The 25,888-nt window shown below is 64.9% G+C and carries 23 protein-coding genes; 2 read left to right on the top strand and 21 right to left on the bottom strand.

Annotation, left to right across the window (positions count from 1 at the left end; translation table 11 throughout):
• Window positions 1-5 precede the first annotated feature (5 nt).
• Complete coding sequence (gene ndk / locus AC3WMU_RS28875; RefSeq protein WP_006223997.1) at window positions 6-431, bottom strand: nucleoside-diphosphate kinase; 426 nt, start codon at window positions 429-431, stop codon at window positions 6-8.
• Between the two features lie 404 nt (window positions 432-835).
• On the opposite strand from ndk, the gene AC3WMU_RS28870 reads away from it, so the two are divergent.
• A complete protein-coding gene (locus tag AC3WMU_RS28870; protein ID WP_315136713.1) occupies window positions 836-3,730 on the top strand; it encodes a valine--tRNA ligase in 2,895 nt (964 codons plus the stop codon).
• Between the two features lie 83 nt (window positions 3,731-3,813).
• On the opposite strand, the gene AC3WMU_RS28865 is transcribed toward AC3WMU_RS28870, so the two are convergent.
• The 8 genes from AC3WMU_RS28865 to rpsP form a co-directional block, all read right to left on the bottom strand.
• Window positions 3,814-5,103, bottom strand: coding sequence for an NAD(P)/FAD-dependent oxidoreductase (locus AC3WMU_RS28865; protein ID WP_492283344.1), 1,290 nt, complete (start codon window positions 5,101-5,103; stop codon window positions 3,814-3,816).
• Between the two features lie 12 nt (window positions 5,104-5,115).
• Window positions 5,116-5,847 carry an amino acid ABC transporter ATP-binding protein gene (locus AC3WMU_RS28860; RefSeq protein WP_006224000.1) on the bottom strand — a complete coding sequence of 244 codons (732 nt, stop codon included), beginning with the start codon at window positions 5,845-5,847 and terminating at the stop codon, window positions 5,116-5,118.
• The gene (locus AC3WMU_RS28855; RefSeq protein ID WP_006224002.1) at window positions 5,844-6,497 is read right to left on the bottom strand and encodes an amino acid ABC transporter permease; all 654 of its coding nucleotides are present in this window, start codon (window positions 6,495-6,497) and stop codon (window positions 5,844-5,846) included. The genes AC3WMU_RS28860 and AC3WMU_RS28855 overlap by 4 nt, the downstream gene beginning before the upstream one ends.
• A gap of 122 nt (window positions 6,498-6,619) precedes the next feature.
• A complete protein-coding gene (locus tag AC3WMU_RS28850; RefSeq protein ID WP_006224003.1) occupies window positions 6,620-7,375 on the bottom strand; it encodes an ABC transporter substrate-binding protein in 756 nt (251 codons plus the stop codon).
• A 99-nt stretch (window positions 7,376-7,474) separates the two neighbouring features.
• Window positions 7,475-8,161 carry a helix-turn-helix domain-containing protein gene (locus tag AC3WMU_RS28845; protein WP_035212872.1) on the bottom strand — a complete coding sequence of 229 codons (687 nt, stop codon included), beginning with the start codon at window positions 8,159-8,161 and terminating at the stop codon, window positions 7,475-7,477.
• Between the two features lie 107 nt (window positions 8,162-8,268).
• Window positions 8,269-9,117, bottom strand: coding sequence for a tRNA (guanosine(37)-N1)-methyltransferase TrmD (gene trmD, locus AC3WMU_RS28840; RefSeq protein ID WP_006224005.1), 849 nt, complete (start codon window positions 9,115-9,117; stop codon window positions 8,269-8,271).
• On the bottom strand, window positions 9,117-9,734 hold the full coding sequence (rimM, locus tag AC3WMU_RS28835) for a ribosome maturation factor RimM (RefSeq protein ID WP_006224006.1): 618 nt from the start codon (window positions 9,732-9,734) through the stop codon (window positions 9,117-9,119). The genes trmD and rimM overlap by 1 nt, the downstream gene beginning before the upstream one ends.
• Before the next feature lie 84 nt (window positions 9,735-9,818).
• On the bottom strand, window positions 9,819-10,079 hold the full coding sequence (rpsP, locus tag AC3WMU_RS28830; protein WP_006224007.1) for a 30S ribosomal protein S16: 261 nt from the start codon (window positions 10,077-10,079) through the stop codon (window positions 9,819-9,821).
• Window positions 10,080-10,516: 437 nt separating this feature from the next.
• On the opposite strand from rpsP, the gene AC3WMU_RS28825 reads away from it, so the two are divergent.
• Window positions 10,517-11,098, top strand: coding sequence for a hypothetical protein (locus AC3WMU_RS28825; protein WP_088590953.1), 582 nt, complete (start codon window positions 10,517-10,519; stop codon window positions 11,096-11,098).
• A gap of 89 nt (window positions 11,099-11,187) precedes the next feature.
• Here AC3WMU_RS28825 and AC3WMU_RS28820 read toward each other — a convergent pair whose 3' ends face one another.
• The 12 genes from AC3WMU_RS28820 to AC3WMU_RS28765 all read right to left on the bottom strand — a co-directional run bounded on the left by AC3WMU_RS28820 (window position 11,188) and on the right by AC3WMU_RS28765 (window position 25,751).
• On the bottom strand, window positions 11,188-11,457 hold the full coding sequence (locus tag AC3WMU_RS28820; protein ID WP_006224009.1) for a sulfurtransferase TusA family protein: 270 nt from the start codon (window positions 11,455-11,457) through the stop codon (window positions 11,188-11,190).
• Window positions 11,457-14,081, bottom strand: a complete 2,625-nt coding sequence (gene alaS, locus AC3WMU_RS28815) for an alanine--tRNA ligase (RefSeq protein WP_006224010.1) — start codon at window positions 14,079-14,081, stop codon at window positions 11,457-11,459. Before alaS ends, AC3WMU_RS28820 begins: the two co-directional genes overlap by 1 nt.
• Window positions 14,082-14,159: 78 nt before the next feature.
• Entirely contained in the window at window positions 14,160-15,152 is a 993-nt protein-coding gene (locus AC3WMU_RS28810) for a prepilin (RefSeq protein WP_234704776.1), read from the bottom strand.
• 86 nt (window positions 15,153-15,238) lie between these two features.
• Window positions 15,239-15,856 carry a type 4 pilus major pilin gene (locus AC3WMU_RS28805; protein ID WP_006224012.1) on the bottom strand — a complete coding sequence of 206 codons (618 nt, stop codon included), beginning with the start codon at window positions 15,854-15,856 and terminating at the stop codon, window positions 15,239-15,241.
• A 31-nt stretch (window positions 15,857-15,887) separates the two neighbouring features.
• Window positions 15,888-16,979: a hypothetical protein gene (locus AC3WMU_RS28800; protein WP_006224013.1), complete on the bottom strand. Its 1,092-nt coding sequence runs from the start codon at window positions 16,977-16,979 to the stop codon at window positions 15,888-15,890.
• Window positions 16,976-18,712: an ATPase, T2SS/T4P/T4SS family gene (locus AC3WMU_RS28795; RefSeq protein ID WP_006224014.1), complete on the bottom strand. Its 1,737-nt coding sequence runs from the start codon at window positions 18,710-18,712 to the stop codon at window positions 16,976-16,978. The genes AC3WMU_RS28800 and AC3WMU_RS28795 overlap by 4 nt, the downstream gene beginning before the upstream one ends.
• Window positions 18,709-19,206, bottom strand: coding sequence for a hypothetical protein (locus AC3WMU_RS28790; protein ID WP_081534127.1), 498 nt, complete (start codon window positions 19,204-19,206; stop codon window positions 18,709-18,711). Before AC3WMU_RS28790 ends, AC3WMU_RS28795 begins: the two co-directional genes overlap by 4 nt.
• Window positions 19,193-20,512: a type IV pilus inner membrane component PilO gene (locus AC3WMU_RS28785; RefSeq protein WP_492283343.1), complete on the bottom strand. Its 1,320-nt coding sequence runs from the start codon at window positions 20,510-20,512 to the stop codon at window positions 19,193-19,195. The genes AC3WMU_RS28790 and AC3WMU_RS28785 overlap by 14 nt, the downstream gene beginning before the upstream one ends.
• A 9-nt stretch (window positions 20,513-20,521) precedes the next feature.
• Entirely contained in the window at window positions 20,522-22,123 is a 1,602-nt protein-coding gene (locus AC3WMU_RS28780; protein WP_280029097.1) for a hypothetical protein, read from the bottom strand.
• The gene (locus tag AC3WMU_RS28775) at window positions 22,120-22,935 is read right to left on the bottom strand and encodes a TrbG/VirB9 family P-type conjugative transfer protein (RefSeq protein ID WP_280029096.1); all 816 of its coding nucleotides are present in this window, start codon (window positions 22,933-22,935) and stop codon (window positions 22,120-22,122) included. Before AC3WMU_RS28775 ends, AC3WMU_RS28780 begins: the two co-directional genes overlap by 4 nt.
• Before the next feature lie 214 nt (window positions 22,936-23,149).
• Window positions 23,150-24,490 carry an extracellular solute-binding protein gene (locus tag AC3WMU_RS28770; RefSeq protein WP_006224019.1) on the bottom strand — a complete coding sequence of 447 codons (1,341 nt, stop codon included), beginning with the start codon at window positions 24,488-24,490 and terminating at the stop codon, window positions 23,150-23,152.
• A gap of 4 nt (window positions 24,491-24,494) precedes the next feature.
• A complete protein-coding gene (locus AC3WMU_RS28765) occupies window positions 24,495-25,751 on the bottom strand; it encodes a D-amino acid dehydrogenase (protein WP_492283342.1) in 1,257 nt (418 codons plus the stop codon).
• Window positions 25,752-25,888 lie beyond the last annotated feature (137 nt).

Raw genomic sequence — 25,888 nt, 5'->3', positions numbered from 1 at the left:
GAAAATCAACGGCTGTGGATGTTGATTTCGGGGAAGAAGAAAGCGATTTCGACAGCAGCCGTTTCCGGAGCGTCGGAGCCGTGAACGGCGTTGGCGTCGATGCTGTCGGCGAAGTCGGCGCGGATGGTGCCGGGAGCAGCCTTCTTCGGGTCCGTGGCGCCCATCAGGTCGCGGTTCTTCAGGATGGCGTCTTCACCTTCCAGCACTTGCACGAAGACCGGGCCCGAGATCATGAAATCGACCAGGTCCTTGAAGAAGGGGCGTTCCGAGTGCACAGCGTAGAAACGCTCGGCGTCGGCGCGCGACAGTTGGGCCAGGCGGGCGGCGATGACCTTCAGGCCGGCTTGCTCGAAGCGGCCGACGATCTGGCCGATGACGTTCTTGGCGACGGCGTCGGGCTTGATGATCGAGAGGGTGCGTTGGATGGACATAAGAACTCCGAAAGCTGATTTCTGACTGGTTTCTGATGAATTGCCTGGCGTGGCTCTGCACTTGTCGGTGTCACCCTTGAAGTGTCATCGCGCGCTGGCGCACAGGCGGTCCGGGTTGTTTGAACAGTTCTGTTGAACGCTCCGGGCCGTCCTGAACCACATGGCCAAGGCAGGGATTCGACACTGCCTACCGATCGGACGCGCCCTCAATTCTGCTTCGGATTTCTGAAACGTGCACTTTTCCGTGCGCATTTCCGAAGGAATCCTTAATGAATTCAGGGACTTCTAAAAGGTTTACAGTAACCCGGTATTCTAACACGCTGAGAAGACCGCATTACATCTTAAAATGAGCGGTTTGCTGCCCGTATCCCTACCCCGGGCGCCCTGTTTGCCGGAACCCTGTAATGACTCAAGCCGCTCCCCCGAACGCCGCGAATCCCGCGAGCGACACCCCGGAACTCTCCAAGAGCTTCGAACCTTCCGAACTGGAATCCCGCTGGTACGCCGAGTGGGACAAGCGCGGCTACTTCACGGCGGGCCAGCATGTAAAAACGGGGACGGAAAGCCAGCCCTATGTGATCCAGTTCCCGCCGCCCAACGTGACGGGCACCCTCCACATGGGCCACGCGTTCAACCAGACCATCATGGACGGGCTGGTGCGCTACCGCCGCATGGCGGGCGACGACACCGTATTCATCCCCGGCACCGACCACGCCGGCATCGCCACCCAGATCGTTGTTGAAAGACAGCTGGATGCCCAGAAGGTTTCCCGCCACGACCTCGGCCGCGAAAAATTCGTGGAAAAAGTCTGGGAATGGAAGGAAAAGTCGGGCAACGCCATCACCGAGCAGGTGCGCCGCCTGGGCGCCTCGGCCGACTGGCCCCGCGAATACTTCACCATGGACGACCGCATGTCGCGCGGCGTGGTGGAAACCTTCGTGCGCCTGCATAAACAGGGACTGATCTACCGCGGCAAGCGCCTGGTCAACTGGGATCCCAAACTGCTGACCGCCGTGTCCGACCTGGAAGTCCAGTCCGAAGAGACCGATGGCCACATGTGGCACATCCTCTACCCCTTCGTCGACGGGCCGCAGACCATCGTCGACAAGGACGGCCAGACCGTCACGCTGCGCGGCATGACGATCGCCACGACCCGACCGGAAACGATGCTGGCCGACGGCGCCCTGTGCGTGCACCCCGACGATCCGCGCTACCAGCACCTGATCGGCAAGGAAGTCGAACTGCCGCTGTGCGACCGCAACATCCCGATCATCGCGGACGATTTCGTCGACCCCGAATTCGGCACGGGTTGCGTCAAGATCACCGGCGCACACGATTTCAACGACTACGCCTGCGCGATGCGCCATGATCTGCCGCTGATCGTGATCTTCACGCTGGATGCGCACATCAACGAAAACGGCCCCAAGCAGTTCCAGGGCCTGGAGCGCTACGAGGCCCGCAAGGCGGTCGTCGCCCAACTGGATGCCGAAGGCTATCTGGTCAAGATCGAACCGCACAAGATGATGCAGCCCAAGGGCGACCGCACCGGCGTCGTGCTGGAGCCCATGCTGACGGACCAGTGGTTCGTGGCCATGAGCAAGCCGGCCCCGGAAGGCACGCTGAATCCGGGCAAGAGCATCACCGAAGTGGCGCTGGACGTGGTGGCCGACGGCCGCATCAAGTTCTACCCGGACAACTGGACCACCATCTACAACCAGTGGCTGAACAACATCCAGGACTGGTGCATCTCGCGTCAACTGTGGTGGGGCCATCAGATCCCGGCCTGGTACTCGGAAGACGGCCAGGTCTTCGTGGCGCACGACGAAGCTGGCGCCATCGAACAGGCGCGCGCCGCCGGCGTGACGGGCGACCTCAAGCGCGACCCGGACGTGCTGGACACCTGGTTCTCGTCGGGCCTCGTGCCCTTCACGACGCTGGGCTGGCCGGAAAACACGCCGGACCTGCAACGCTACCTGCCCTCCAGCGTGCTGGTCACGGGCTTTGACATCATCTTCTTCTGGGTCGCCCGCATGGTCATGCTGACCACGCACCTGACCGGCCAGATCCCGTTCAAGCACGTCTACGTGCACGGCCTGATCCGCGACGCGGATGGCCAGAAGATGAGCAAGTCCAAGGGCAACACGCTGGACCCGGTCGACCTGATCGACGGCATCGATCTGGACGGCCTGGTCGCCAAGCGCACCTACGGCCTGATGAATCCCAAGCAGGCCGGCGCCATCGAAAAGGCGACGCGCCGTCAGTATCCGGACGGCATCCCCGCCTTCGGCACCGACGCGCTGCGTTTCACGATGGCCGCCTACGCCACGCTGGGCCGCAACATCAACTTCGACCTGAAGCGTTGCGAGGGCTACCGCAACTTCTGCAACAAGCTGTGGAACGCCACGCGCTTCGTGCTGATGAATACCGAAGGCCATGACCTGGCGGGCACGGACGCAGGCGAGACTTCGTTCGTGGATCGCTGGATCATCAGCCAGATGCAGACGCTGGAAGCCGATGTGGCGCGCGGCTTTGCCGACTACCGCTTCGACAACATCGCCAACGCGCTGTACCGCTTTGTCTGGGACGAATACTGCGACTGGTACCTGGAACTGGCCAAGGTGCAGATCCAGACCGGCACGCCCGCCCAGCAGCTGGGCACGCGCCGTACGCTGATCCGCGTGCTGGAATGCGTGTTGCGCCTGGCTCACCCGATCATTCCGTTCATCACGGAAGAACTCTGGCAGAAGGTGTCGGTGGTGGCCGGCAAGCGCAAGGAAGGCGTCGCCGACAGCGTCAGCGTGCAGCCTTACCCGCAAGCCAACCCGGCCGCGGTGGATGCCGCCGCCGAGGCCGACGTGGCCGAGCTCAAGGCCCAGGTCGAAGCCGTGCGCGCCCTGCGCGGCGAAATGAACCTGTCGCCCGCCCAGAAGGTGCCGTTGTGCGCCCAGGGCGACGCGCCCACGCTCACGCGCAACGCGCCCTACCTGGCCGCGCTGGCCAAGCTGAGCCAGGTCGACGTGCTGGACACCCTGCCGGACGCCGGCGCGCCAGTCCAGGTCGTGGGCGCCAGCCGTTTGATGCTGCACGTCGAGATCGACGTGGCCGCCGAGCGCATTCGCCTGGACAAGGAGATTGCGCGCCTGGAAGGCGAAATCGCCAAGGCCAACGGCAAGCTGTCGAACGCCAGCTTCGTCGAACGCGCCCCGGCCGCGGTCGTCGAACAGGAGAAGGCGCGCATGGCGCAGTTCGGCGAAACCCTGCAGAAGGTGCGTGAACAGCGCGCCAAGCTGGGCGACTGAACGGCCGCCCTACCCGGCTGAAACGAGAAACCCCGGACTGGTTCCGGGGTTTTTCATTTCATGGGCAACAAGGGCCGCAACAGTCAGACGCCGCCATCCGTCATGCGATACCAGGTCACCACCGCATTGACGTAGAGCCGCCGCAGGCCGTACATCGGAAACGGCACAACCGGCGACAAGGGCAGAGGCAGCGCGCTGGCATCGCCCGTCGCTACGTACTGGGCCATGGCGCGGCCCATGCTGGTCTGCAGCCCCACCCCGCGGCCCTGGCAACCGATGTCCACCAGCAAGCCCGGTTGCGGCTCGTGCAGATGCGGGAGGTAGTCGCGAGTAACGGCGACGCGCCCGCACCAGCGGTACTCGAACGGCGTACCCGCCACCTGCGGGAACAGCTTCAGCATCACGCGTTCCAAGTGCGCCCAGTCTTGCGGCCCCTTGGGTTCACGGAACGGGCCGCGCCCGCCCATCAGCAACCGGCCCTGATGGTCCAGCCGGAAATACAGCAACAGGTTGCGGGTGTCGGAGCTGACGTGCCCTTCAGGAAGGATGCCCGCGCGCACCGTCTCCGGCAACGGCGCCGTGGCCACCTGGAAGGTGTTGGCATCGATGATGGACGTCTTCAAGCCGGGCAACAGGTCACCGCCATAGGCGTTGGTGCACATCACCACCCGGTCGGCGGTGACCGTCGCGCCACCGGCTGTCGTCGCTACCCATTTGCCGCCGTTGCGGGCCAGGGCGGCGACGGGTGTATCCGTATGGATCGTGGCGCCGGCATTCAGTGCGGCGCGCGCCAGCCCTCGCGCATAGCTCAGCGGCTGCACCGCGCCGGCACGGCTATCCACCCATCCGCCCAGATAGCGGTCCGTGCCCAGCAAGCGGCCCACCTGCGCACGATCCAGGGGTTGCGCATCCACGCCATGGCGAGCCCATTGCGCCGCGCGGTCGTGCGCGATACGCAGCGCGTCGGCATTGTGAGCACCCTGGATCCAGCCTTTGCGGACGTGCGGCACATCCATGGCGTGGCGGTCGATCAGGTTGAACACCGCGTCCGCGGTCGAGCCCGCGAACCGCAGCAGGCGTTCGCCACGCTCTTGGCCGAACATCGAGATCAAGGCATCCGGGTCGTACTTCAGTCCCGGAATCACCTGGCCGCCATTGCGGCCCGAACCACCAAACCCGATCTCTCGCGCTTCCAGCACCACGGCATTCACGCCGCGCTCCGCCAGATGCAGCGCCGTGCTCAGGCCGGCGTACCCCCCGCCGATGACCAGCACATCCGCCTGCACGGAGGCGGCAAGCGGCTGGGTCGACGGAGGCGCCGCGGCGGTCGCTGCCCATAACGAGGGGGAAAGAGGAAACGGCACTTGCTGCATGATGGTTCCTTCCTACATGGGATGCAGCACACGGCGCAGGAAATCCTGCGTGCGGGGGTGCTGCGGATGATTCAGGAGCTCTCGGGCGGCGCCCTGTTCGACCATGACGCCGCCGTCGAAGAACATGACGCGGTCGGCGACCTCGCGCGCGAAGCTCATTTCATGGGTCACGACGACCATGGTCATGCCGGCCTCGGCAAGCTTGCGCATCACGCCCAGCACGTCGCCCACCAGCTCGGGATCCAGTGCGGACGTCGGCTCGTCGAACAGGATGGCCTTGGGCTGCATCGCCAGCGCGCGCGCGATGGCCACGCGTTGCTGCTGCCCGCCCGACAACTGGTTCGGGTGCGCGTCCGCCTTGTCGGCCAGACCCACACTGGCCAGCAGCTCGCGGCCGCGCTCCAGCACCTGCGCGCGAGGCTCTTTCTTCACGAAAATCGGCCCCTCGATCACGTTTTCCAGCGCGGTGCGATGCGGGAACAGGTTGAAGCGCTGGAACACCATCGCCACCTGCGTGCGGATGGACACGATGGACGGGGCGTCGGCGTCGACCAGCTCGCCATCGACCGTGATGCGCCCGGCGTTGTAGCGCTCAAGCCCGTTGATGCAGCGCAGGATGGTGGACTTGCCGGAACCGGACGGGCCGATCACGCACACGACTTCGCCCTTGGTGACTTCGGCGTCGATGCCCTTGAGCACCTCAAGCGGGCCGAAGCTCTTGCGGACTCCTTTGAGCTCGATCATTTCGTGGCGCTCCTCTTTTCCAGATGCCGGACCAGCAGGATCAGCGGCACGCACATCACCAGGTACATCAGCGCGACCAGCGAGAACACGGTGGCGTTCTTGAACGTCGAGACGGCGATCAGCTTGCCCTGCAGGGCTAGTTCGGCCACCGTGATGGTGGAGGCCTGAGACGAATCCTTCAGCATCATGATCATGATGTTGCCGTAGGGCGGCAGCACGATCTTCACGGCTTGCGGCAACACCACGCGCCGCATCGTCATGCTCCAGCTCATGCCCATCGCCATGGCGGCTTCGATCTGGCCGCGGTCGATGGCCTGGATGCCGGCGCGGAAGTTTTCGGCCTGATAGGCGGAATACGCCACGCCCAGGCCGATGATGGCCGCCTGCACGGCCGTCAGCGACACCCCCATGTCGGGCATCACGAAGTAGATATAGAACAGCAGCACGATGATCGGGATGCCGCGCAGCAAGTTGATGATCCCGCCGCTGAGCTTGGACAGGAACGAATTCCCGGAGACTCGCATCAGCGCCCAGACCAAGCCCAGCACGGTCGACAACGCGAGCGAGCCCAGCGTCACCAGGATCGTCAGCTTCGCCCCTTGCAGCAATATCGGCAGGTACTCCGCCGAGTCCTTGAAGAATTCCGTCATGACTTCACCCATCCCGACAAGACCGCGCGCTGGCACGCGGGGTGCGCCCGGCCTGCCAGCGCGCGGACGCGCGCCGGCCAGGTCGATGCAATAACGCTTGATTGCGTGGGATCAGGCCGGCATCAGCCGCCGGACAAGCCCCACTTTTTCAGGATGGCGTCGATCGCGCCGTCTGCCTTCAGCTTGACCAGCGCCTTGTTGATGCGATCAAGCAAGGCCGAGTCTTCCTTGCGCGTCGCCAGGCCCAGGCTGCCCATGATGGTCGGCTGGTAGGACGACGCCATCTTCAAGTTGGGATAGTTGCCCTGCGTCAGGATGTAGGCCGCGATGGGGAAGTCCATGAAACCGCCCTGGATGCGGCCGGCGTTGGCGTCGCGCATCATGTCGGGCGGATTGTCGTAGAGCTTCACTTCCTTGAACATGCCGCTTTTCTGGATCGGCTCGACAAACGCGGTGCCGACCTGCACGCCGACCGTCATGCCCTTCATGTCGGCGAAGGACTTGTATTCCTTGTTATCGGTCTTCAGCACCATCAACCCCTCGCCATAGCGGTAGACGGGGTCCGAAAAGCTGACGACCTGCTGCCGCTGCGGCGTGATGAACATGGCGGCCGACACGATGTCGATGCGCTTGGAAGTCAGCGAGCCGATCAGCGCCGAGAACGCCATGGGCTCGATCTGCACTTCAAACCCCGCCTCTTTGCCGACGGCTTTCACGATGTCGACCATCACCCCTTCGATGCTGTTGGTTTTGGTATCGAGAAAGGTGAAAGGACTGCCGGTGGGTGTGGACCCCACTTTCAACACCGTCTGGGCGTGCGCGCCCGCGGCCATGGACAATGCTGCGAATACCGAGACAACCAGAGTCTTGAATTTCATGACATATCCTCATCGTGGCAAAGAAGACCGGACAACGCGCGGCGTGCCCGGTGGCGCGACGATCCCCTGAGTCATCGCGCCGCTATGGAAGCTATGCGCTTAGGGCGCCTGTTGCGTGTCGTCTCCCGCGGGTTGATTGATGTTGGAGATGGCCCAGATGACCTCGGTCGTCTGCGACCCGGGATTGCGCCAGCGGCGCGGTGTGCTGCTGGCATAGCAAAAACTGTCGCCTTCATTGAGCAGCATCACACGGTCGCCCACCCAAAGCTCCAGCGAGCCCTTGAGCACCACGCCGATCTGCTCGCCCTGCCCCGTCACGAAAAGCTCCTGACCGGTCGAGCCGCCCGGCTCAATGGTGGCGCGGCACAGGTCCATGCTGCGGCACGCTGGCGGCGTGTACATCTCTTTGCTGATGCCCTTTTCGCTCAGATCGATATAGCGGTGCGTGCCCGCACGGGCGACGCGGCCGCCGTCCTCGCTTTGCGTGTGCTCGGCATTGCGCAGCAGCGAATTCACGGACACGTTGAATTCGCGGGCCAGCAGGTGCAGAACCTTTACCGACGCGGAACTCAGGCCACGTTCGATCTGGCTCAACAAGCCCAGCGACATGCCGCAAGCGCGGGCCACTTCGGCCAGCGAACGCCCTTGCTGCTTGCGCAGTTGGCGCAGTTGCTGGCCCAGCCACAGGTCGACGGCGGATTCCGGCCTGCCCGCCAGCGCGCTTGCCAGTGGCGGCAAGACGGTGCGGCGTTCAGAAGCGGCTCGGCCAGTAGAGGATCGGGTCATATGAAAATTTCATTTGCATGTAATTTTCAATACTAAGGAGCAGCCAGAACGGCCACAACCTAGGAACATCCCTAGCGGTTGCGGACCGGATCAGGCAGGGAAACCGCTTACGACGCGTCGGGCGTCTTGGGCGGCCGGGCGGGCGTGGCCGACGGTTTGCGCCGGCGTTTCGGCGCGTCGGTAGCGGGGTCGTACGTGCCGGCCAATTCGGCCAGGTAGCGCTCGTCCGCCTTGTTCAGCCAGCCTTTGGCGCGGGCGGATTCGATCAGCTCGGGACGCCGGGCGGCCGTCAGCGCAAGCGAGCGCTCGCGTCGCCAGCGGGCGATGTTGGCGTGGTGACCGCTTAGCAGCGGCGCGGGCACGGATTCGCCCTCATAGACTTCGGGTCGCGTGTAATGCGGGCTGTCCAGCAAGCCGGACAAGGTGTCGTTGAACGAATCCTGCAAGGCGGAATCGCCATCGTTCAACACGCCGGGCACCAGGCGCACGGCGGCGTCGATCACCGCGAGGGCGGCGATCTCTCCGCCGGACAACACGAAGTCGCCCAGCGAGATTTCATGCGTGACGCAACGTTCAATGAAGCGCTGGTCCACACCTTCGTAGCGGCCGCAAATCAGGATGATCCCGTCGCTTGCGGCCAATGTTTCGGCACTCGCTTGATCGTAGCGCTGGCCAACAGGCGCCAGCAGCGCCACGGGCGCGCGGCCCAGGCCTTGCGCGGCACGCGCTTGCTGGGCGGCATTGACAGCGGCTTCCAAAGGGGCCGCCATCATGACCATTCCGGGGCCACCGCCATAAGGGCGGTCGTCCACGGTGCGATGGACGTCCTGCGTGAAATCGCGGGGATTCCAGGCGTGCAAGGACCACCGGCCCTGGGCATGCGCCCGGCCGGTGACACCTAGATCGCGCACCACCCCGAACATTTCGGGAAAGAGCGTAATGACGTCAAATCGCATCAAAGATCCGCCGGCCAGTCGCTGTCTATGCGGCGAGCAGCCAAATCGACGGCGTGTATGTGCGCGCGTACGAACGGAACAAGCATTTCGGCGGGTCGGCCTTTGGCGTTCAGGATAGGCTCGGGCCCTTCGGCCCCCACCTTCTGGCACAAGACCTTCAAAACGGCGTGAGCGCCGTTATCAAGGACTTCGTCCACCACGCCAATCAGCGCGGGTTCACCGGCGGCGCTGGTATACAGCGAACAACCGATGAGGTCGACCCAGTAGTATTCGTCTTCCTTGGGCGCGGGAAAAGAACCGCGCGGCGCTTGCACGGAGTATCCGCGCAAGGCTTCCGCCTGATCGCGATCCGCAATGCCTGCCAGCTGGGCCACCACGGTGGCGCCCTGCGAACGGACTTGCAGAACCTTGATTGCGACAGGCGCAGACGCGACAGCGCCCCGCGCCAATTCAGGCACAGGGCGAGTCAACCACCATTGAGACGCTGAGAGCAGCACTTCGGCATTGGCCGAATGTGGCTGCACCTTAACCCAGCCTTTCACACCGTAGGCTGCACTGATGCGGCCCAGCTCGATCAAATCCGTAGGCGCCGCGTTAGAGGTTGCGGCATCAGACATGTATCGCGCTCTTCGTAATGATGAAACAGCTAAGAATGGTAGCTTTACAGCTGAACTAACGGCTTGGCTGTACGACGCAGGCAATTAAGCTGCGGCGGAAACCTTGGCCGAGTAGTCCTTGACCAGACGCTCGACAGCGGGCGACAGTTGCGCACCAGTGCCGGTCCAGTACTGCACGCGATCCAGCGCAATGCGCAGGTTTTCCGTGCCTTCGCTAGCTACGGGGTTGTAGAAACCCACGCGCTCGATGAAGCGGCCGTCGCGACGGTTACGCGAATCGGTGGCCACCAGGTTGTAAAACGGACGCTTCTTGGACCCACCGCGGGCCAGGCGAATCACCACCATAGGTAATCCCTTGAATTAGTTGTGAAAAACGGGAAATTCTAGCACTTAAACAAGCCGGCTGGCAAATGCAGGTGCTGAATCAGTCGTGGCGGCGCAATTTGTATCCTAAAACACCACATGCGGGTATTCTACAAATACGGGCCGGAGCCCGCCGCAGGTGAAAGTGTAGCCCCCAGCCGCGCTTCGCGCCTGCATTTGTGCGGTTCAACCTGAGTGCGTGTGAAGAATAACCCGATTGGAGAGATCGGTTTTATGTCGACCTGCGCAAGACCTGACGCTTTGCTCCCCCTGGCTACGCCGCTACGGCGCCGCCCTTCTGCTGCTTTCAAGCCCTCGTCCTGAGGGTGGACCATCCCCCCTTTTTTCCTTCCCCGGTTTTCCCCGCGTTTTTTCCGTGTTTTTTCCCAACACTTCCTCTATTGGAGAGGTGCCACACCATGAAGAACCAGAAATCCGTCTTCGCTCCCGTCGCGCGCCTTGCTCTGACCGGCCTGCTGCTGGGCACGCTGGCAATGCCGCTTGCGGCCTCCGCCCGTGTCGTAGGCGCGGCATTGACCACCGCTTCGGGCAAGGTCACGGCCGTTGACCCCGCGACCCGCACCATCACGCTGCAAGGCGCCAACGGTAATACCGTGGACGTGCTGGCAGGCCCGGAAGTCCGTAACTTCCAACAGATCAAGCCGGGCGACACGCTGACGCTGGACTATTACGAGTCCGTCGCGGTCGATGTGCGCCCGGCCGGTTCCGGCGCCCCCGAAGTGGTGACCGAGACCGCCGCCAACCGCAGCGCCAAGGGCGCCAAGCCGGGCGGCGCCGTGGGCCGCCAGACGACGATCACCGCCGAGATCTGGCACATCAACAAAAGCGCCAACCTGGTCACGCTGAAAGGCCCGCAAGGCGGCATGCGCACGATCCAGGTGAAGGACCCCGCCCTGCAGGCGCGTCTGCAACAGCTCAAGGAAGGCGATCTGGTGGACTTCACCATCACCCAGGCCGTCGCGGCAGCCATCCACAAGTAAGCACGCCGGCATCAACGAAAAAAGGCCCGCACGAAGCGGGCCTTTTTGTTGGTGCAGGGTGCGCCGCCAGCCGCGGCCCACCTGGAGGATCAGCGCCGGCGCAGGTAATGCACGCCGCGGCCGTCATCCTCTTGCTGCAAGACCAGCGTGTTGCCGGTTTGCCGAGCAAAAGCCTGGAAGTCGCGGATGGCGTTGCGGTCCGTCGTAATGACGCGCAAGACCTCCCCGCTGGCCATCTGCGCCAACGCCTTCTTGGCGCGCAGAATGGGCAACGGGCAAGTCAGGCCGCTGGCATCCACTTCCTGTTCGAAAGCAGGCGCTTGCGCGCCGGCGTCGAGGCCGGTATCCGCGCCGCCCATCAGAGACGCTCGCCCACCCACTTCTGCACACCGGCGATCGCCGCAGGCAAGGCAGCGAGGTCCGTGCCACCGCCCATGGCCATGTCGGGGCGGCCGCCGCCCTTGCCGCCTACCTGACTGGCCACGAAGCCCACCAGGTCGCCGGCCTTGATGCGGTCGGTCAGGTCGGCCGTGACACCACCCACCACGCTGATCTTGCCATCGGCCGAGCCGGTGGCAAGCAGCACGACGGCCGGCTTCAGGCGGTCTTTCAGGTTGTCGACCATGCCGCGCAAGGCCTTCGGATCCACGTCGCCGATGCTGGCGGCCAGGACCTTGATGCCCTTGACGTCCACCGCAGCAGTGGTGGCGAGGTCGTTGCCCGCGCTGGCGGCCAGCTTGTTGCGCGATTGTTCCAGGTCTTTTTCCAGCGCCTTGACCTGATCCTGCACCTGCGCGATGCGGGCCGGCACATCGGCCGGCGTGCTGCGCAGCATGCCCGCGATCTGGGTCAGCAAGGCGTTCTGGTTCTGCACCCAAGCCAGCGCGTTGTCGCCGGTGATGGCCTCGATACGGCGCACACCCGCGGCCACGCCGCCTTCGGAAACGATCTTGAACAGGCCGATATCGCCCGTGCGGCTGACGTGCGTACCGCCGCAGAGTTCGCGCGAGAAGCCGATATCCAACACCCGCACGGTATCGCCGTACTTTTCGCCGAACAGCGCCATGGCGCCGCCCTTGACCGCATCGTCGTAGGCCATGACCTGGGCCACGGTGGGCTGGTTGGCCAGCACTTCGGCGTTGACGATGGCCTCGACGCGCGCGATCTGTTCGGCGGTCATCGGCGCGTCTTGCGCGAAGTCGAAACGGGTCTTGTCGGCGTCCACCAGCGAGCCGCGTTGCTGCACGTGCGCGCCCAGCACCTGGCGCAAGGCCTTGTGCATCAGGTGGGTGGCCGAGTGGTTGCGGACCGTGCGGGCGCGGCGGACCGCATCGACACGGGCCAGCAGGGTGTCGCCCACGGACAGCGAACCGGATTCCAGCACGCCATGGTGGCCGAAAACGCCTGCCTGGATCTTCAGGGTGTCGGCGACGGCGAAGCGCACACCATCCGCTTCCAGCAAGCCCGTGTCGCCGACCTGGCCGCCCGACTCCGCATAGAACGGGGTGGCGTCCAGCACGACCACGGCGCTTTGGCCGGCCTTCACTTCCTGCACCTGGGTGCCGTCCACGTACAAGGCGGTGACCTTGACGTTGTCCAGCTCCAGCTTTTCATAGCCTTCGAAGCGCGTGTCGGCGCCTTCGTAGCTGAGGCCTTCGGCCATCTTGAACTTGCCGGCGGCGCGAGCCTGGTCGCGCTGGCGTTCCATGGCGACCTCGAAGCCGGCCATGTCGATCTCGACTTCGCGTTCGCGGCAGATGTCGGCGGTCAGGTCAACCGGGAAACCGTAGGTGTCGTACAGCGTGAACAGCGTGTTGCCGTCCAGCACTCCGCCCTTGGCCACATTGGCCAGGGCCGTGTCCAGGATGCGCATGCCGTGTTCCAGCGTTTCGCCGAAACGCTCTTCTTCCTGCTTGAGCACCTGGGCCACGCGGTCGGCCATGGCGGCCAGTTCCGGATAGGCTTCGCCCATTTCGGCGACCAGATCCGGCACCAGACGGTGGAAGAACGGCTTGGTCTGGCCCAGCTTGTAGCCGTGACGCAGCGCGCGGCGCACGATGCGGCGCAGCACGTAGCCGCGGCCTTCGTTGCTGGGGATCACGCCGTCCACGATCAGGAACGAGCAGGCGCGGATGTGGTCCGCGATGACCTTGAGCGAATTGTTTTCCAGGTCTTTGATGCCGGTTTCGCGAGCGGCAGCGTGAATCAGTTTCTGGAAAAGATCGATTTCGTAGTTGGAATGCACGCCCTGCAGAACAGCGGCGATACGCTCCAGGCCCATGCCGGTATCGACACAGGGGCGCGGCAGGCGCGGCATGTTGCCGGCGGCGTCGCGCTCGAACTGCATGAACACCAGGTTCCAGATCTCGATGTAGCGGTCGCCGTCTTCCTCGGGCGATCCCGGGGGGCCGCCCCAGATTTCCGGGCCGTGGTCGAAGAAGATTTCCGAGCACGGGCCGCACGGGCCGGTATCGGCCATCTGCCAGAAGTTGTCGGAGGCGTAGCGCGCGCCCTTGTTGTCGCCGATGCGGATGATGCGCTCGGTCGGCACGCCGACTTCCTTGGCCCAGATGTCATAGGCCTCGTCGTCTTCCTGGTACACGGTGACCCAGAGCTTCTCGGCTGGCAGCTTGTAGACCTGCGTCAGCAGTTCCCAGGCGTACTGGATGGCATCGCGCTTGAAGTAGTCGCCGAAGCTGAAGTTGCCCAGCATTTCGAAGAACGTATGGTGGCGGGCGGTGTAGCCCACGTTCTCCAGGTCGTTGTGCTTGCCGCCGGCGCGCACGCTGCGCTGCGACGACGTGGCGCGCGTGTACGACCGCGATTCCTTGCCGGTGAAGACGTCCTTGAACTGGACCATGCCCGAATTGGTGAAGAGCAGGGTCGGGTCGTTGCCGGGGACGAGCGACGACGAAGGAACAATGGTGTGTCCCTTCGACTGGAAGAATTGCAGGAACTGGCGGCGAATCTCAGAGGATTTCATCGTGGATGACGCAGGATTTAGGCGAATCTTTGATTATAGAGGGTTGGCGGAAAAGCGCGGAATGAACGGGCGGCAAGGCTAACGGACGCAAACATAGCCAGTTGTCCAGCCCTCGGTTTCGGTCCATTTCCCGCCCGCCGACACGATAACGGGCTGGTAGGCCGCGGGACACGAACAATCTCCCGTGCGCGGATTCGCTGTCGACTGGCCCGAATAATGCCGGCATCCGAACCGGTTGTTGGTGCTGAATGCGCCGCCGAACCCGCTGCTGGCGGGTTGCCAGACGCCGGATTGGCACGCCAGCAGCTCGCCCGCATCGGTGCTGGCCATCGTGCCGTTGACCAGGCCGCATGCATGTCCTGGCAGGCCACGTGCACCCACACTCAGATAGGCGCCCGCAGCAACGGAGGCCGCGACGCTCAACGAACCGGCGAGCGTGGGGTCGCGCGCATCGCCAATGCGGACAAAGGGTTCCAGATCGGGGAAAGCCGGCGGCGTATCCGACCCCAATTCGGACCCTGCTCCGGCCCAAAGCGCCAGCGTGCCGGGCGCATAGGTGGGCGCGCCCGGCATGAGCGGATTGCTGAAGCTGAATGCGGCGCCCCGGGCCTGCGCCGGCGTCTCGGGCCAGACGGCGCCGCCATAGCCGCCCGCGGCTTCGATGACGGATGCCAGGCTGACCAGGTCTGGTGACCGTGTCCCCGGTTTCAACACCGGCGTGGCGCTATAGACCAGGGCATCGATCCGGCATCGCTCGCCCGGGCACCCCCCTCCCCTTAGCACCCGGACCTGCGCGCCGAAACCCAGAGCCGACTTCTCGGGAAAGTTGGTCGGCAGGTGTGCCAGAGCGCGCAATTCCGCCACGGTAGGTGATAGCGGATCCACGAACATCGCCGCGCCGGTATCGTCCAGGGGCGCAGCGCCTCTGGCCAGCGCGTCAAAATGACGCGCAAGCATGCCTGCAGCCGCCTGCCGAACCTGCGCCATCCACACGCCCGCCGAACGCGCCGCGGCATCCTCGATCCGTTGGACGAGCTGATTGGAACCCCAAAGGGCGAGCAGAGAGGTCAAGGCCAACGCCAGCGCCAGACCCGCCAATGAATAGCCACCCTGGCGTCGGCAACGGGGCGTGGCGCAATGGAACAGGGAGACGCCCGTCATCTGGCGGTGAACACGAACGTGTTGACCTCGCCCTGGCTGCATAGGGCCTGGGCCTGCGCGGCACGGTACGGCACCGCGGGCGTCGCAAGCGTGTCCTTCACGATTTTGGCGCCGGAACTGCCTCCCATCGAAATGGTTTCCGAAACCCGCTGCATGACGGAAGCCAGCGCGGGGCAGGCGGCATGGCTGACGTTGGTCAGCGTAAGCGTGAATGCGGAGCCTAGCCCTGCGCCGCCCAAGGCTGCGGCAGCGACCTCGACGACGCCGTTGCGGCCCGATCCGCTACCACCCAGGCCATGCGTGATGCGCGCAGAGGCCCCTGCGCCTTGCACGGCCAGCACGCTGGAGTCGCGCATGGCGTTGGCCAAAGCACCGGTATCCAGCCCGGTATAAGGTGTGACGCCTCCGCCCTGGGCATTGATTTTCATGCTGGCGACAAAGCGCTGAAGCTCTTCGCCGACCTTGGGCACCTTGTTCTCGATGACATAAGCCCCGATCGCAGGGATGCCGACGATCGCGATCAACAAGACGATCGCGGTCACGATGGACACCTCCATCAAGGAAAATCCCCGCTGGCGCGCCGCGCCGGAATGGACTTGATTCACCTGTTGCATGATTACCTCCGTTAAGTGAAACAGGACACTGCTATTGGCTTGCATAGAAGTTGGTGAGGGCACGGCGCAGTTCATCCATGACGGCGTAGTGCCAGAGCGTGACGCCAAGCACGGTCGCCAACGAGGCGATCAGCAGCACCCATCGCAACGCGGCTGCCTGGCGCCGGACTCTGACCAGCAACTGCGATTCGACGCGATGCCGGACCCGCGCCAGTCCGGTCTCCAGCCCGAGTGCATCGATCATGTCGGCCAGGTACCACCACGTTTGCTCGTCCAGCAGCCCCGTGCTGAATATCTCGGGACCGCTGGCGCCGCCGTCCAGACGGCCCAGCATGGATTGGAGATGCGCATGCATCCACGGCCGCGCATCCCGCGCCTGGACTGCCAACGCGTGGCGCAAGCGGGTATCGGCCGCGCCGTGCTGTCGGACCAGCACCGACAGCAGGCAAAGAAAGCGGATTGCCTGGAAATCGCGATAGAGCCGCCACAGCAGCCAGCGGTCGAGTCCCGCGCGGAAAGTGCCTGCGACGTTCGGAAGCGACCATAAGCTCAGCAAGACCATGCCCACGCCCAGCACCAGCCACAGCAGCAACCATTGCCGCAACCCCTGGGCCAAGGCAAACAGCCCGCGTGTCAGACGCCCGTAGTCCTCTGCAGGCACCATCTGAAAAACCTGCTGCAAACGCGGCACGCTGAAGAAAGGGATCGCGCACAACAGGGCAAGCGCCACAGCGGCAGCCGCCACGCCGGCCGCACCCGCCGATACCACGGCAAACCAGGCATCTCCGCCAAGCCGGACTGCGCGGGCCAAGTCGCGCAGCGCCTCCGCCAGATCACCCCCCTCTTCCTGGACACAGCTCAGCAGAAGACATTCTTCGGCAGGCAGCGTGCCGGACCACGCCATACCAAGGTCACCCCCCGCCTCCAGGTAGGCAACGGCCCAGTGGTGCGACAGGCGCCCCCGCACGGTGCGCTGCCCGTAGCGGCGCGCATCGTCATCGAAAATGTCGCGCAAGCTCTTGCGCCCTTGTGTTCCTTCAACAAGGTCCGCCAGATACTCGTAATAGTCCGCGCGCTGGGTGCGGAAGCGCAGCGCATCCAGGGCAAGCAAATGAGTGTTCATGCCGGCACCCCTCGCCCGGCGCGCGCCCCCACAGGCCTCACGCGTACAGCGTGCGGTGAGACGGCGAGATCGAAACGGCGCAGCAGCACCCGAGGGTCGACTTCTCCGGCATTCACTTTGTGCAATGCGCAGTGCAGGGCCCGCAAGCCCTGCCCGTCCGCCTCGCGCCAACCGCCGGCCGCTTCTGGTCTTTCTCCCCACTGGGCAAGACCCAGGTTGTCGCGCTTGCGTACGCGCTCCAGGAAGCCGTCCACTCGCTCGGGTTCGATCAATTCGGCCGCGACGCTGCGCCCTGCCGTGCCGTTGAGCTCGGGCAATTGGGGCCGGCGGCAAGCGGCACACCCCGCCGTATTCCTGACCTTGAGCGCGTCGGCCTCCAGCTGGTACGCCCGCTGCAGCCAACCGGCCCAGGCCCGCCAATCCCGCAAGCCATCGGATGCTTGCGTATGCCCCCGCCACAAGCTGTCCACCGGTAATGCGCAGGCTGCGCACAAGCGGGGCAGCAGCGTTTGATAGACCAGGAGCTTCAGAATGCCTGGCGTGGCAAGAAAGTCACGTGACACGCCGATCGCATCCGAAGCAAGACGCTCCGGAATCAGGGCTGCCGCGCCCGCGTGCGTGGTGGCATACAAACTGACGCCCGAGCCGGCAAGATCCATGAAGGCGCGGCCGGTATCGACATCGCGGATTTCACCGATCAGCAGATCGTTCATGGCCGAGCGTTTGATGGTCTTGAGCTTGGCGTCGAACGCCGGCCAAGCGGATTCGGCCAACGCGCTTCCCAGCGTATTCTGCAAGGCATTGGCAATGACGTATTCGACCGGGTCTTCCAGCGTGATGACTTTACGAGTGGCGGCGATGCCGCGCATCAGCGTCGCAATGGTGGTGGACTTGCCCGACCCCACGACGCCCGCCAGCACGATGGCCCCCCCTTCGCGTTCGCGCGCGCGCAGCAAGGTCTCGATCTGCGCAGGCAGGTAGCCAAGCGCATGCAGGTCGCCATCGGCGGCGGCGTCCAGGCGCAAGATGCGCAGGCAGACCGACGGCCCCGCATCGGTAGCCAGAGACGCCCAACGAAGCACAAGCGGGACAGTGTCCACATCAAGCGCGATGCGTCCCTGCTGCTCGAGAGCCGGATCGAACACGGCGCCATTGCCGCCGCGCACGTCCATCCATGCCACCGCTAACACCTCGAGCAGGGTCGTATTGGACAAGCCGGAGAACCGCTCGGTGGTGACGTATTCACCGTTGATGGTGTAGCGGATGTCGCAAGCCTCGCGACGGCGGTTCACGTTGATGTGCACGTCGCTCGCGCCTTGGACGACGCCCCACCGCACGATGTCCAAAAAGAGCGCCGCCAGCGCAGAGGTGCGCTCGACTTGCCGCCCCGCGCCCTGGGAGGCAAGCCCTGCCGCCGTCAATTGCCCGCGGGCGACCATCAGCAGCAAGGGCGCCGGCAGCGCGTATCGGGACGGTTGCGCCAACCGGTATCCTCCCGAACGCACCAGGCGCTCGACCTCGTCGATGGGATCGCCCTGCAGGTATTCCTTGACGGCGAAGATGGTCACATCGCCGCTTTCCAGCAGCACGGGGCATAACCGGCCGGCCAATGCGGCCAGATCGAATTCCCGGGCCAAGGCGCGGGCAAAGGCCGGTACCAGGCGGGAAATGTCGTCGGCGGTATGCAGCTCGCGGGGCAGCAGGGTTTGCGTCGCCGTTGCCAGGGCGTTCATGGCTCTACCCTTCCCGCCGTCAGGCAGGCGGTATGGTCTGCGGCGTCCCGGCGCAAGCGCACGCAGGCACCTTCGATGGAAAGCAGTTGATAAGCACCTGCCGAGACCTGCCCTGCAACGGGTGCGGCACGGCCCGCCTGGTAGCGCAGCAATTCACCATTGACGACAACGTCGGCGCTAAGCCGCCTGGCCAGCCCGAATATCGCGGCTACCCGGATATCATCCTGCCGCCGGACCATGGGCTCGCCGGCCACGACCGGTGCCGCACCAGCGGGGCAAATGCCCGGTATCCGGCAATCGGCTAACGCGGCGGCGGCATCGGCGCGCAACAGCGTGCGCACGGTTTCTACTTCTGGCCATTCTTGCGCGGCTTCGGATTGCGGCGGCAATGCCTGGGCCGCCGCAGCCGACATAGGGGCGAAACCCACGGCCAGGACCCAAGCGACACCACGCGCGAAGGCCGCGCGGCCGGATGCAAAATCATTCCTGCTCATACAGTTCTCCGTGCAATTCGGCGACCAGCGTGCTGGCAACCAGGCTGGGCTGGCGTTGCGGCTGCACATCCAGCGTCAGGCGCGACCACCGCACTGCGGGAAGCGGCCCGGGTAACAACGCGAATGAACGCAATGGCCCGGCCATACGCAAGGCGCGGCGTCGGATGTTCGGCGGGACCGGCGCCGGGAACGCAGGCGATTCCGTCGTGAGCGACGGCGGTAGCGGCAATGCGACCGCCGGATCCAATGCGATGGAGGCGAACGCTGGCTGCAAGCGCTGAAGCGCCGCGACCAGTTCGGTATCCACGCGCAACGCGCTGGGCAGCGCCAAACGCGCCAAAGGCACGGCATCCGACCCCACCCGCCAAGACAGCGTGGCTTCGTCCAGCGGTTTGAAGGACACGTGCCAGCCGGGAGGCAACCGCGCGTGCAGCAACTGGTTCGTGGCGAACGGATGCGCCCGGGTGTAGCGCGCGGAACAGTTCCAAGCCCTTGGCCCGGCATCGCATTGCGCGTGGCGCAGCGCCCACCCCTGCACCTGGATGGGCAGCTTCCCTACGGCACCCAGCAAACGCAAGAGATCCGCAGGTGCATGCGTAGGCGTCGCTTCCAGCATTGCCAGATAGGGATCCACCGGTTCTCCCGTCGCGTGATCAAGCATTTCCGGATTGCGCGAGGAGATCCACGTCGACAAGCCATTCCAGAGCGGCGGTATGGCCGCCGACAACACCACGCATATCAGAAACAGACGTAAGGCAAGCGGCATCGCGGCCCACCGGGACGGCAGCGCCGCCAGCCGTGCGCCGGGCTCCACGGCCTGCTGCAATGCGGCCCACACCGCGTCGGCATCGTGCTCTGGCAAGGCGGGACGTTGCTCCCGCAAGCGCGCATGCGCATCCAAGGCATCGCGGTGCGAGGCAAACACCTTGTCCGCCTGCGACAGCACGCAGCCGTCTTGCGCCGCGGCCAACCAATAGCGCCCTTCCGGAAGCGGGACCAGGCACATGCCGCCTTCGGGATACCGCAATGCGTAGAGTTGCGCGGCGGCCTGGATATGCGGTGTGTGTCGTCGCCGAGATGCCGTTGCCGGCGAACCCCGGCGCCATGACGAACGCGCCCGGCCATACCCGGCTACCGTCGCGGGCGAACCGCCGACGACGAGGTGGGTCGCCCGCAGCCGCCGACCGCGGGCGCGCGCCAATCCGGCAACATCGGAGCCGATCAGCACCTGCCAGCTCAGGCCGAATGCCAGCTTGCGGTCAGCGCCTGGGCAATCAACCAGAATGAAATGGGGGGCTCGATTCATGGCGCGCCCTCAATAGCCTTCTTCGACCTGCGCCGTCACCAGCACCAGGGTGGTCTCGCGTTCCTGGGCGGCACTATCCTGGCCGCCAGTGATCAGCGGCAGGCCCGGCGCCAGGCGTTGACGATCATGCTGGTCCTGGCTGCGGTCGAAACCGGACAGGATGACGGGCAGACCTGGCCGCAACTCGATCTGCTGAACGGTGCCGTTGCCATCGATCGTGATCTGCTGGACCTGGACCTGATTGCCGCGCTCTCCGAAAGTAATGGTCTTCAGCGGTTGCGCCACGGCGTTGTCATAGGCGACGGACAAGAGGATCTGCCCGTCTTCCTGGATGTCAGGCAACAGCGTCAGGAACGAGCCCACGGTTTCCTCCTTCTGCGTGATCGACACCGCAGGCAGCGAACCATTGGCACCGCCAGCCGTCGTGCCCGGGACGGCGGTGCTTTGCACCCGATCGATATAGGAAAACGTGGTCCGGATCGCATGCGTGACCGGCCGGCGGTTCAAGGTCAGAACGGGAACCTTGCGGTGGCGCACGATCGCGCCCATCGTGCTGAGCGCGGAGACAACCGCGCGCGACCCGTCGAACGGCCCCCGGTCGACGCCGGCCTCGAGCATGCCCGCGCCCAATGGGGCGGCCCCGGGCAAGGCCAGGCGCGCTGATGCGCCTGCCGCGGCGTAGAGCGCATTCCAGTCCACGCCGCCCGCTGCAGATTGTTTGAGGATGACGGTGATTTCCTCGAAGACGAGCCGCACGCGGCGCGTCATCGCCTTATTCTCGCGGTCGAGAAAGTGCGCAACGCGTTCCAGGGCCTCGGGCGTGTCCGTGACTACCAATGACGACGCACCGTCCACGGCATCCGCGACGAGGCCCGAGCGCGTCAGGAAGGGGACGATGCTGGCGCGCAGAACCGCCAATGCGTTGTGCTCCTTCGCCGACAAGGTGGTGTTGGAGGTGCTTTCGAAGCCCTCTCCGTCTTCGCTACCCGAGCGGCCCAAGCGCACATCGACGGCACTGGCCAGCGACAGCGCCCGCACATCAAACACGCGGGTTTCGGTGCGGTAGAACTCCAGTGCATCTCGCACATAGCGCCAGTGCACCGAGAACCGGGCAGCCAACGCATCCAAAAGATCGGCCAGCGGCAAGGGCCCTTCCCGGACTTCAAGCCGTACCGGGGACGGCGCCGCCAGCCCTGTATCCACGGCCAGGCGCGGCAGGAACTGCTCAAGCGGGAGCAAGGCGTCGGGCCGCACTCGCACCGGGATACCGGTGGCCGCACCCAGGCGTTGGGCCAGGGCGGAAAGATCTGCCTCGTCGGCCAGCATCAGTGTCGTGGGCACGTTTTCCCGCAACGCAGGCGGCAAGGACACGGCGCGCGCCAGCGGTTGTGGTTTGCCCGCGATCCAGGGCGCAGCGACTTCCTGCGCGGCGATGCGCGCCTGGCGGTCCGTCAAACGGTCCGCGAATGCCTGGTGGCGGCCTGCCAGCACCGCATGCCGCTGGTTCGCGGCCCGGGTCAGATCCGCCGCCTGGTCCGATGCCGCGCAACCGCTCAACACCCAGCCCAGCACCCCGCACGCCGCCACGCACACCACACGTTTGATCTTCATGCTCCGCCTCCTTGCAGTGATGCCATGCGTGAGCAGGACTGGGCAAGCGGCACCACGCGCAGCACCTGGTTGCCGTAGAAGCAAGGTTGCAAGGGCTTCTCGGCCAGTTCCGTTGCGCCCAGCAATTCACGAACGGCGGACTTGAAGTCGCCCGAGAAATCCGCCGACGCGGACAACGGAATATCGACGTCCACCGCCCAATGCTGCGGCTGGAACGTCCACCCCGAACCCTCCGCCCAACGCGCCAGCACGGCGCGAAGCGTGGCGTCTGGCGGAGCCGCCCGGAATTGCGGAACCGGCACGGCAGGCGGCGAGGATGTCACAGGTTCCGGCGCTGCGACCGCCGCCGGGCCATTGACGGCCAGCGGCCCCTCAGCGGCCAACGTGCCGACGCCGGGCATCGCCACCTGCTCCGATTGCACGGGCACTGCTGCCATGTTCGCCAGGTCGTCCTCACGCTCCGCCCTTGCCGCCAAGCGGCCCCCGCGAAAGCGCAGCACGGCCCATTCGCCGTTCACGACCACATAAGGATGGCGGCGCACATAGGGCAAGGCATGTTCGCCGTCGCCCCGCACGCCGAAAACGGCGGGCAAGGCCTGGCCCGGCGCAAACTGCAGCCAGACTTCCTGGCCGTTATCGAACACCTGCACGGGCGCAACCGCAGGATCGCCCGACAGGCGCCAGTCAAATCGGAAGCCACCCGCGGCAGGCTCAGCCGCCTGCCACGACGTGCCAGGGCCGCCATTGGCTGGCCAGCTTGTGCAAGCGCCCAGGCCGGACAGGCTTGCCACCAGGAAGAAGATTCGAACCATGCCTCACCGCAAGCAAAGGGCGCACCCGAAGTGGTACGCATGAACGGCATGGTGGACGACGGGCTGGCGCCCCGCCAGACTGGCATGTACGCATGGATGCATTGATCCACCTTGCGCCAACGCGATCTGCGGACGAAAAAAAACCCGGTCGTGGGACCGGGTTCTTGCGGGCGAAACCGGCAGGCGTCAGCGCTGCCGGTTCAAGCCAGGAGGATCAACGTTGCGTGGCGATGCTGCGCGCTTGGGTCGCCGCATTGTTCAGGGCCGAGACGGGCGGCACCTTGCCTTCAAAGGCATCGTTCAGTTGCTGGTTCAGCACGGGCTCGATGCGGTTGTAGTTCGCCATCCGGAAGCCACGGCTGTTGCTGGCCGGACGCGAGCTCATCGAAGCGATCACGGCTTGCGCGCCCGGGATGCTCTTGTAGAACGACACGTCGGACGCGCGGAATGCGGCTTCCGTCAGGGGCAGGAACCCCGTGCGCTGGTGCCATTCCGCGGCGATCACCGGCTTGGAAAGCCAGGCCAGGAATTGCGCCGTGGCTTTTTCTTCGGCCTGCGGACGACCTTCAAGCGCCCACAGGGCAGAGCCGCTGACAAACGGCTGGCCGGCGGTCTTGGTAGCCTGATCGTAGTAAGGCACCGGCGCCACGCCGAACGACAGCGACTTGGTGGTCAGGAAGGTACCGAAGGCGCCCGAATTGGCCGTCAGCACCGCGCATTCGCCCTTGGCGAACAGCTTGTCAGCCGAGGCGTCGCCCGTGTGCGCCATGAACAGCAGCGAACGCTTCCAGCTGACCATCAGCGAAATGTGGCGCATGTAGAGCGTGTCGAACTGCATGGCAGGCGCAGCGCTCTTCTTGGTGACCGCGTCCAGCCCGTTGTTGTTGCTGGTGAATTGCTGGCCGTTGATCGGCGCCAGGTTCTCCAGGTGCACGGTGACCTGGTCGCTGGAGGCGTAGGGGCAATCGATATCCGCCACGTCACGCAGTTTCAACAGTTCGGCCTGCAGACCGTTCCAGGTGCGGGCCGGATTGTTGGGATCGAGGCCCGCCTTCTTGTAGGCGGCGGTGTTGTAGAACATCACCGGCACCTCGGCCATCCAGGGGAAGGCCAGCAGACGGCCCTTGCCGTCGCGCGTGAAGCTGCTGGTGGCCGGCACGAACCAGTTCAAATCCTTGATCGGGTACTTGGCCAGCAGTTCGTACATCGGCAGGATGGCCTTGTGCTGGGCCACGACTTCCGGGGAGTGGTTATCGGTCAGCTGGACCAGATTGGGCGCATTCTTGGCCTTGACGGCCGTGACGGCCTCTTGCTCAAGCGCGTCCTGCGAGTTGAACCCACGCAGCTTGACGCTGACTTGGTCCTGTTCTTTGTTGTACTGCTTGGCCAGCTTTTCGAACTCGGCCTTATTCGCGTCGGACAGCGTGTGCCAGACTTGGATTTCCACGGGAGCGGCGTTCGCCACGCCTGCCATTGCCATGGCGGCGCCGAACACCCATGCACGCCGGCTGGCGAACATCGCGCGGGCAACGCCCGCCAATTGCAGATTCTTCATAGGTTCACAGACCAAGAAAAGGGAATTCCGGTTCTGGCCGCCGTCCGCTAAGCAGATCGGCCAATGCCCGGCCTGAGCCAACACCCATCGTCCAGCCAAGCGTACCGTGTCCCGTATTGATATACAAATTGGGGATACGGCTACGGCCGATGATGGGCACATTCGAGGGAGTGGACGGGCGCAAGCCCGACCAATAGCTGACGCGCCCGAAATCGAGCGCGTCGGGAAAGAGTTCTTGCGCCAGGCGGGTCAAGGCTTCGCAACGGCTGGTGTTCAGGCCCCGGGAGTATCCCGAGAGCTCTGCCGTGCCGGCCATGCGCAGCCGGTCGCCCAGGCGCGAGAACACGATTTTGTGGCTGCTGTCCGTCAGGCTCACCGTGGGCGTGGCTTCCGGTTTCAACACCGGGAAGGTCGCCGAATAGCCCTTGGCGGGATAGACGTTGCAGGGGATGCCGAGCGGGCGCAGCATGTTGGGGCTGAAACTGCCCATGGCTACGACGTAGGCGTCGGCCGAGATCGAACCGTAGCGGCCATCGGGCTCAATGACTTCGACGCCCTGCACAGTGCCGCCCTGGGTCAAAAGCCGGGTCGCCCGCGTGCTGTAGCGGAATTCGACGCCGGCGCGGGCGCAGCGTTCGGCCAGCGCGACCGTGAACAGGTGCACGTCGCCGCTTTCGTCTTCGGGGGTGTAGTCGCCCCCGACGATCGTTTGCCGATGCGGCGCCAGGGCGGGTTCGATGGCGATAACCTCGTCGGCCGAGACCACTCGGCGCTCGACGCCGAAATCGCGCATCAGCCCAGCGGCGCGCTGGGAATTTTCGAATTCGTGCGGGTCGCGGTAGAAATTCAGGATGCCGCGTTCAAGGTGGTCGTATTCGATGCCCAGCTCGGCGCGCATGCCGCGCAGGGTGGCGCGGCTGTATTCCGCCATGCGGACCATGGCGCGGATATTCGGCGCCAGGCGACTGGGCAGGCATTCGCGCAGGAACGCCAAGCCCCACATCCATTGCCGCCAATCCAGTTGCGGGCGGAACAGCAACGGCGCGTCGTCCTGGAACATCCATTTGAGCAGCTTGAGCGGAGCCTGCGGATTGGCCCAGGGTTCGGCATACGAGACCGAGATCTGCGCGCCGTTGGCCAGGCTGGTTTCCTGCGCGGGACCGGTGCAGCGATCAATGACCACGACGTCATGGCCGGCCTGGCTTAGCCACCAGGCGCTGGAGATTCCGATAATGCCGCTACCCAATACCGCTACTTTCATGCCCGCATTGCTCCTTGCGTGCCAAATCGGCTCACGGACCCGATGTCCGCCCCCTTGGCAAGCCGCTGCCAGGGCAGTTTACCCCGCCGATTTGCCTTCGCCTACGTAATAAAAATACACCCCCACGCCGCACACGC

It is taken from the genome of Achromobacter sp. FW305-C-13 (genome assembly GCF_058783475.1).
The sequence above is the reverse complement of the archived record's forward strand: the minus strand, read 5'-3'. Positions and strand labels throughout refer to the sequence as shown.

Coding starts and splice junctions, on each gene's coding strand:
- ndk (WP_006223997.1), bottom strand. CDS start 431: ATGTCCATCCAACGCACCCTCTCGATCATCAAGCCCGACGCCGTCGCC.
- AC3WMU_RS28870 (WP_315136713.1), top strand. CDS start 836: ATGACTCAAGCCGCTCCCCCGAACGCCGCGAATCCCGCGAGCGACACC.
- AC3WMU_RS28865 (WP_492283344.1), bottom strand. CDS start 5,103: ATGCAGCAAGTGCCGTTTCCTCTTTCCCCCTCGTTATGGGCAGCGACC.
- AC3WMU_RS28860 (WP_006224000.1), bottom strand. CDS start 5,847: ATGATCGAGCTCAAAGGAGTCCGCAAGAGCTTCGGCCCGCTTGAGGTG.
- AC3WMU_RS28855 (WP_006224002.1), bottom strand. CDS start 6,497: ATGACGGAATTCTTCAAGGACTCGGCGGAGTACCTGCCGATATTGCTG.
- AC3WMU_RS28850 (WP_006224003.1), bottom strand. CDS start 7,375: ATGAAATTCAAGACTCTGGTTGTCTCGGTATTCGCAGCATTGTCCATG.
- AC3WMU_RS28845 (WP_035212872.1), bottom strand. CDS start 8,161: ATGACCCGATCCTCTACTGGCCGAGCCGCTTCTGAACGCCGCACCGTC.
- trmD (WP_006224005.1), bottom strand. CDS start 9,117: ATGCGATTTGACGTCATTACGCTCTTTCCCGAAATGTTCGGGGTGGTG.
- rimM (WP_006224006.1), bottom strand. CDS start 9,734: ATGTCTGATGCCGCAACCTCTAACGCGGCGCCTACGGATTTGATCGAG.
- rpsP (WP_006224007.1), bottom strand. CDS start 10,079: ATGGTGGTGATTCGCCTGGCCCGCGGTGGGTCCAAGAAGCGTCCGTTT.
- AC3WMU_RS28825 (WP_088590953.1), top strand. CDS start 10,517: ATGAAGAACCAGAAATCCGTCTTCGCTCCCGTCGCGCGCCTTGCTCTG.
- AC3WMU_RS28820 (WP_006224009.1), bottom strand. CDS start 11,457: ATGGGCGGCGCGGATACCGGCCTCGACGCCGGCGCGCAAGCGCCTGCT.
- alaS (WP_006224010.1), bottom strand. CDS start 14,081: ATGAAATCCTCTGAGATTCGCCGCCAGTTCCTGCAATTCTTCCAGTCG.
- AC3WMU_RS28805 (WP_006224012.1), bottom strand. CDS start 15,856: ATGCAACAGGTGAATCAAGTCCATTCCGGCGCGGCGCGCCAGCGGGGA.
- AC3WMU_RS28800 (WP_006224013.1), bottom strand. CDS start 16,979: ATGAACACTCATTTGCTTGCCCTGGATGCGCTGCGCTTCCGCACCCAG.
- AC3WMU_RS28795 (WP_006224014.1), bottom strand. CDS start 18,712: ATGAACGCCCTGGCAACGGCGACGCAAACCCTGCTGCCCCGCGAGCTG.
- AC3WMU_RS28790 (WP_081534127.1), bottom strand. CDS start 19,206: ATGAGCAGGAATGATTTTGCATCCGGCCGCGCGGCCTTCGCGCGTGGT.
- AC3WMU_RS28785 (WP_492283343.1), bottom strand. CDS start 20,512: ATGAATCGAGCCCCCCATTTCATTCTGGTTGATTGCCCAGGCGCTGAC.
- AC3WMU_RS28780 (WP_280029097.1), bottom strand. CDS start 22,123: ATGAAGATCAAACGTGTGGTGTGCGTGGCGGCGTGCGGGGTGCTGGGC.
- AC3WMU_RS28775 (WP_280029096.1), bottom strand. CDS start 22,935: ATGGTTCGAATCTTCTTCCTGGTGGCAAGCCTGTCCGGCCTGGGCGCT.
- AC3WMU_RS28770 (WP_006224019.1), bottom strand. CDS start 24,490: ATGAAGAATCTGCAATTGGCGGGCGTTGCCCGCGCGATGTTCGCCAGC.
- AC3WMU_RS28765 (WP_492283342.1), bottom strand. CDS start 25,751: ATGAAAGTAGCGGTATTGGGTAGCGGCATTATCGGAATCTCCAGCGCC.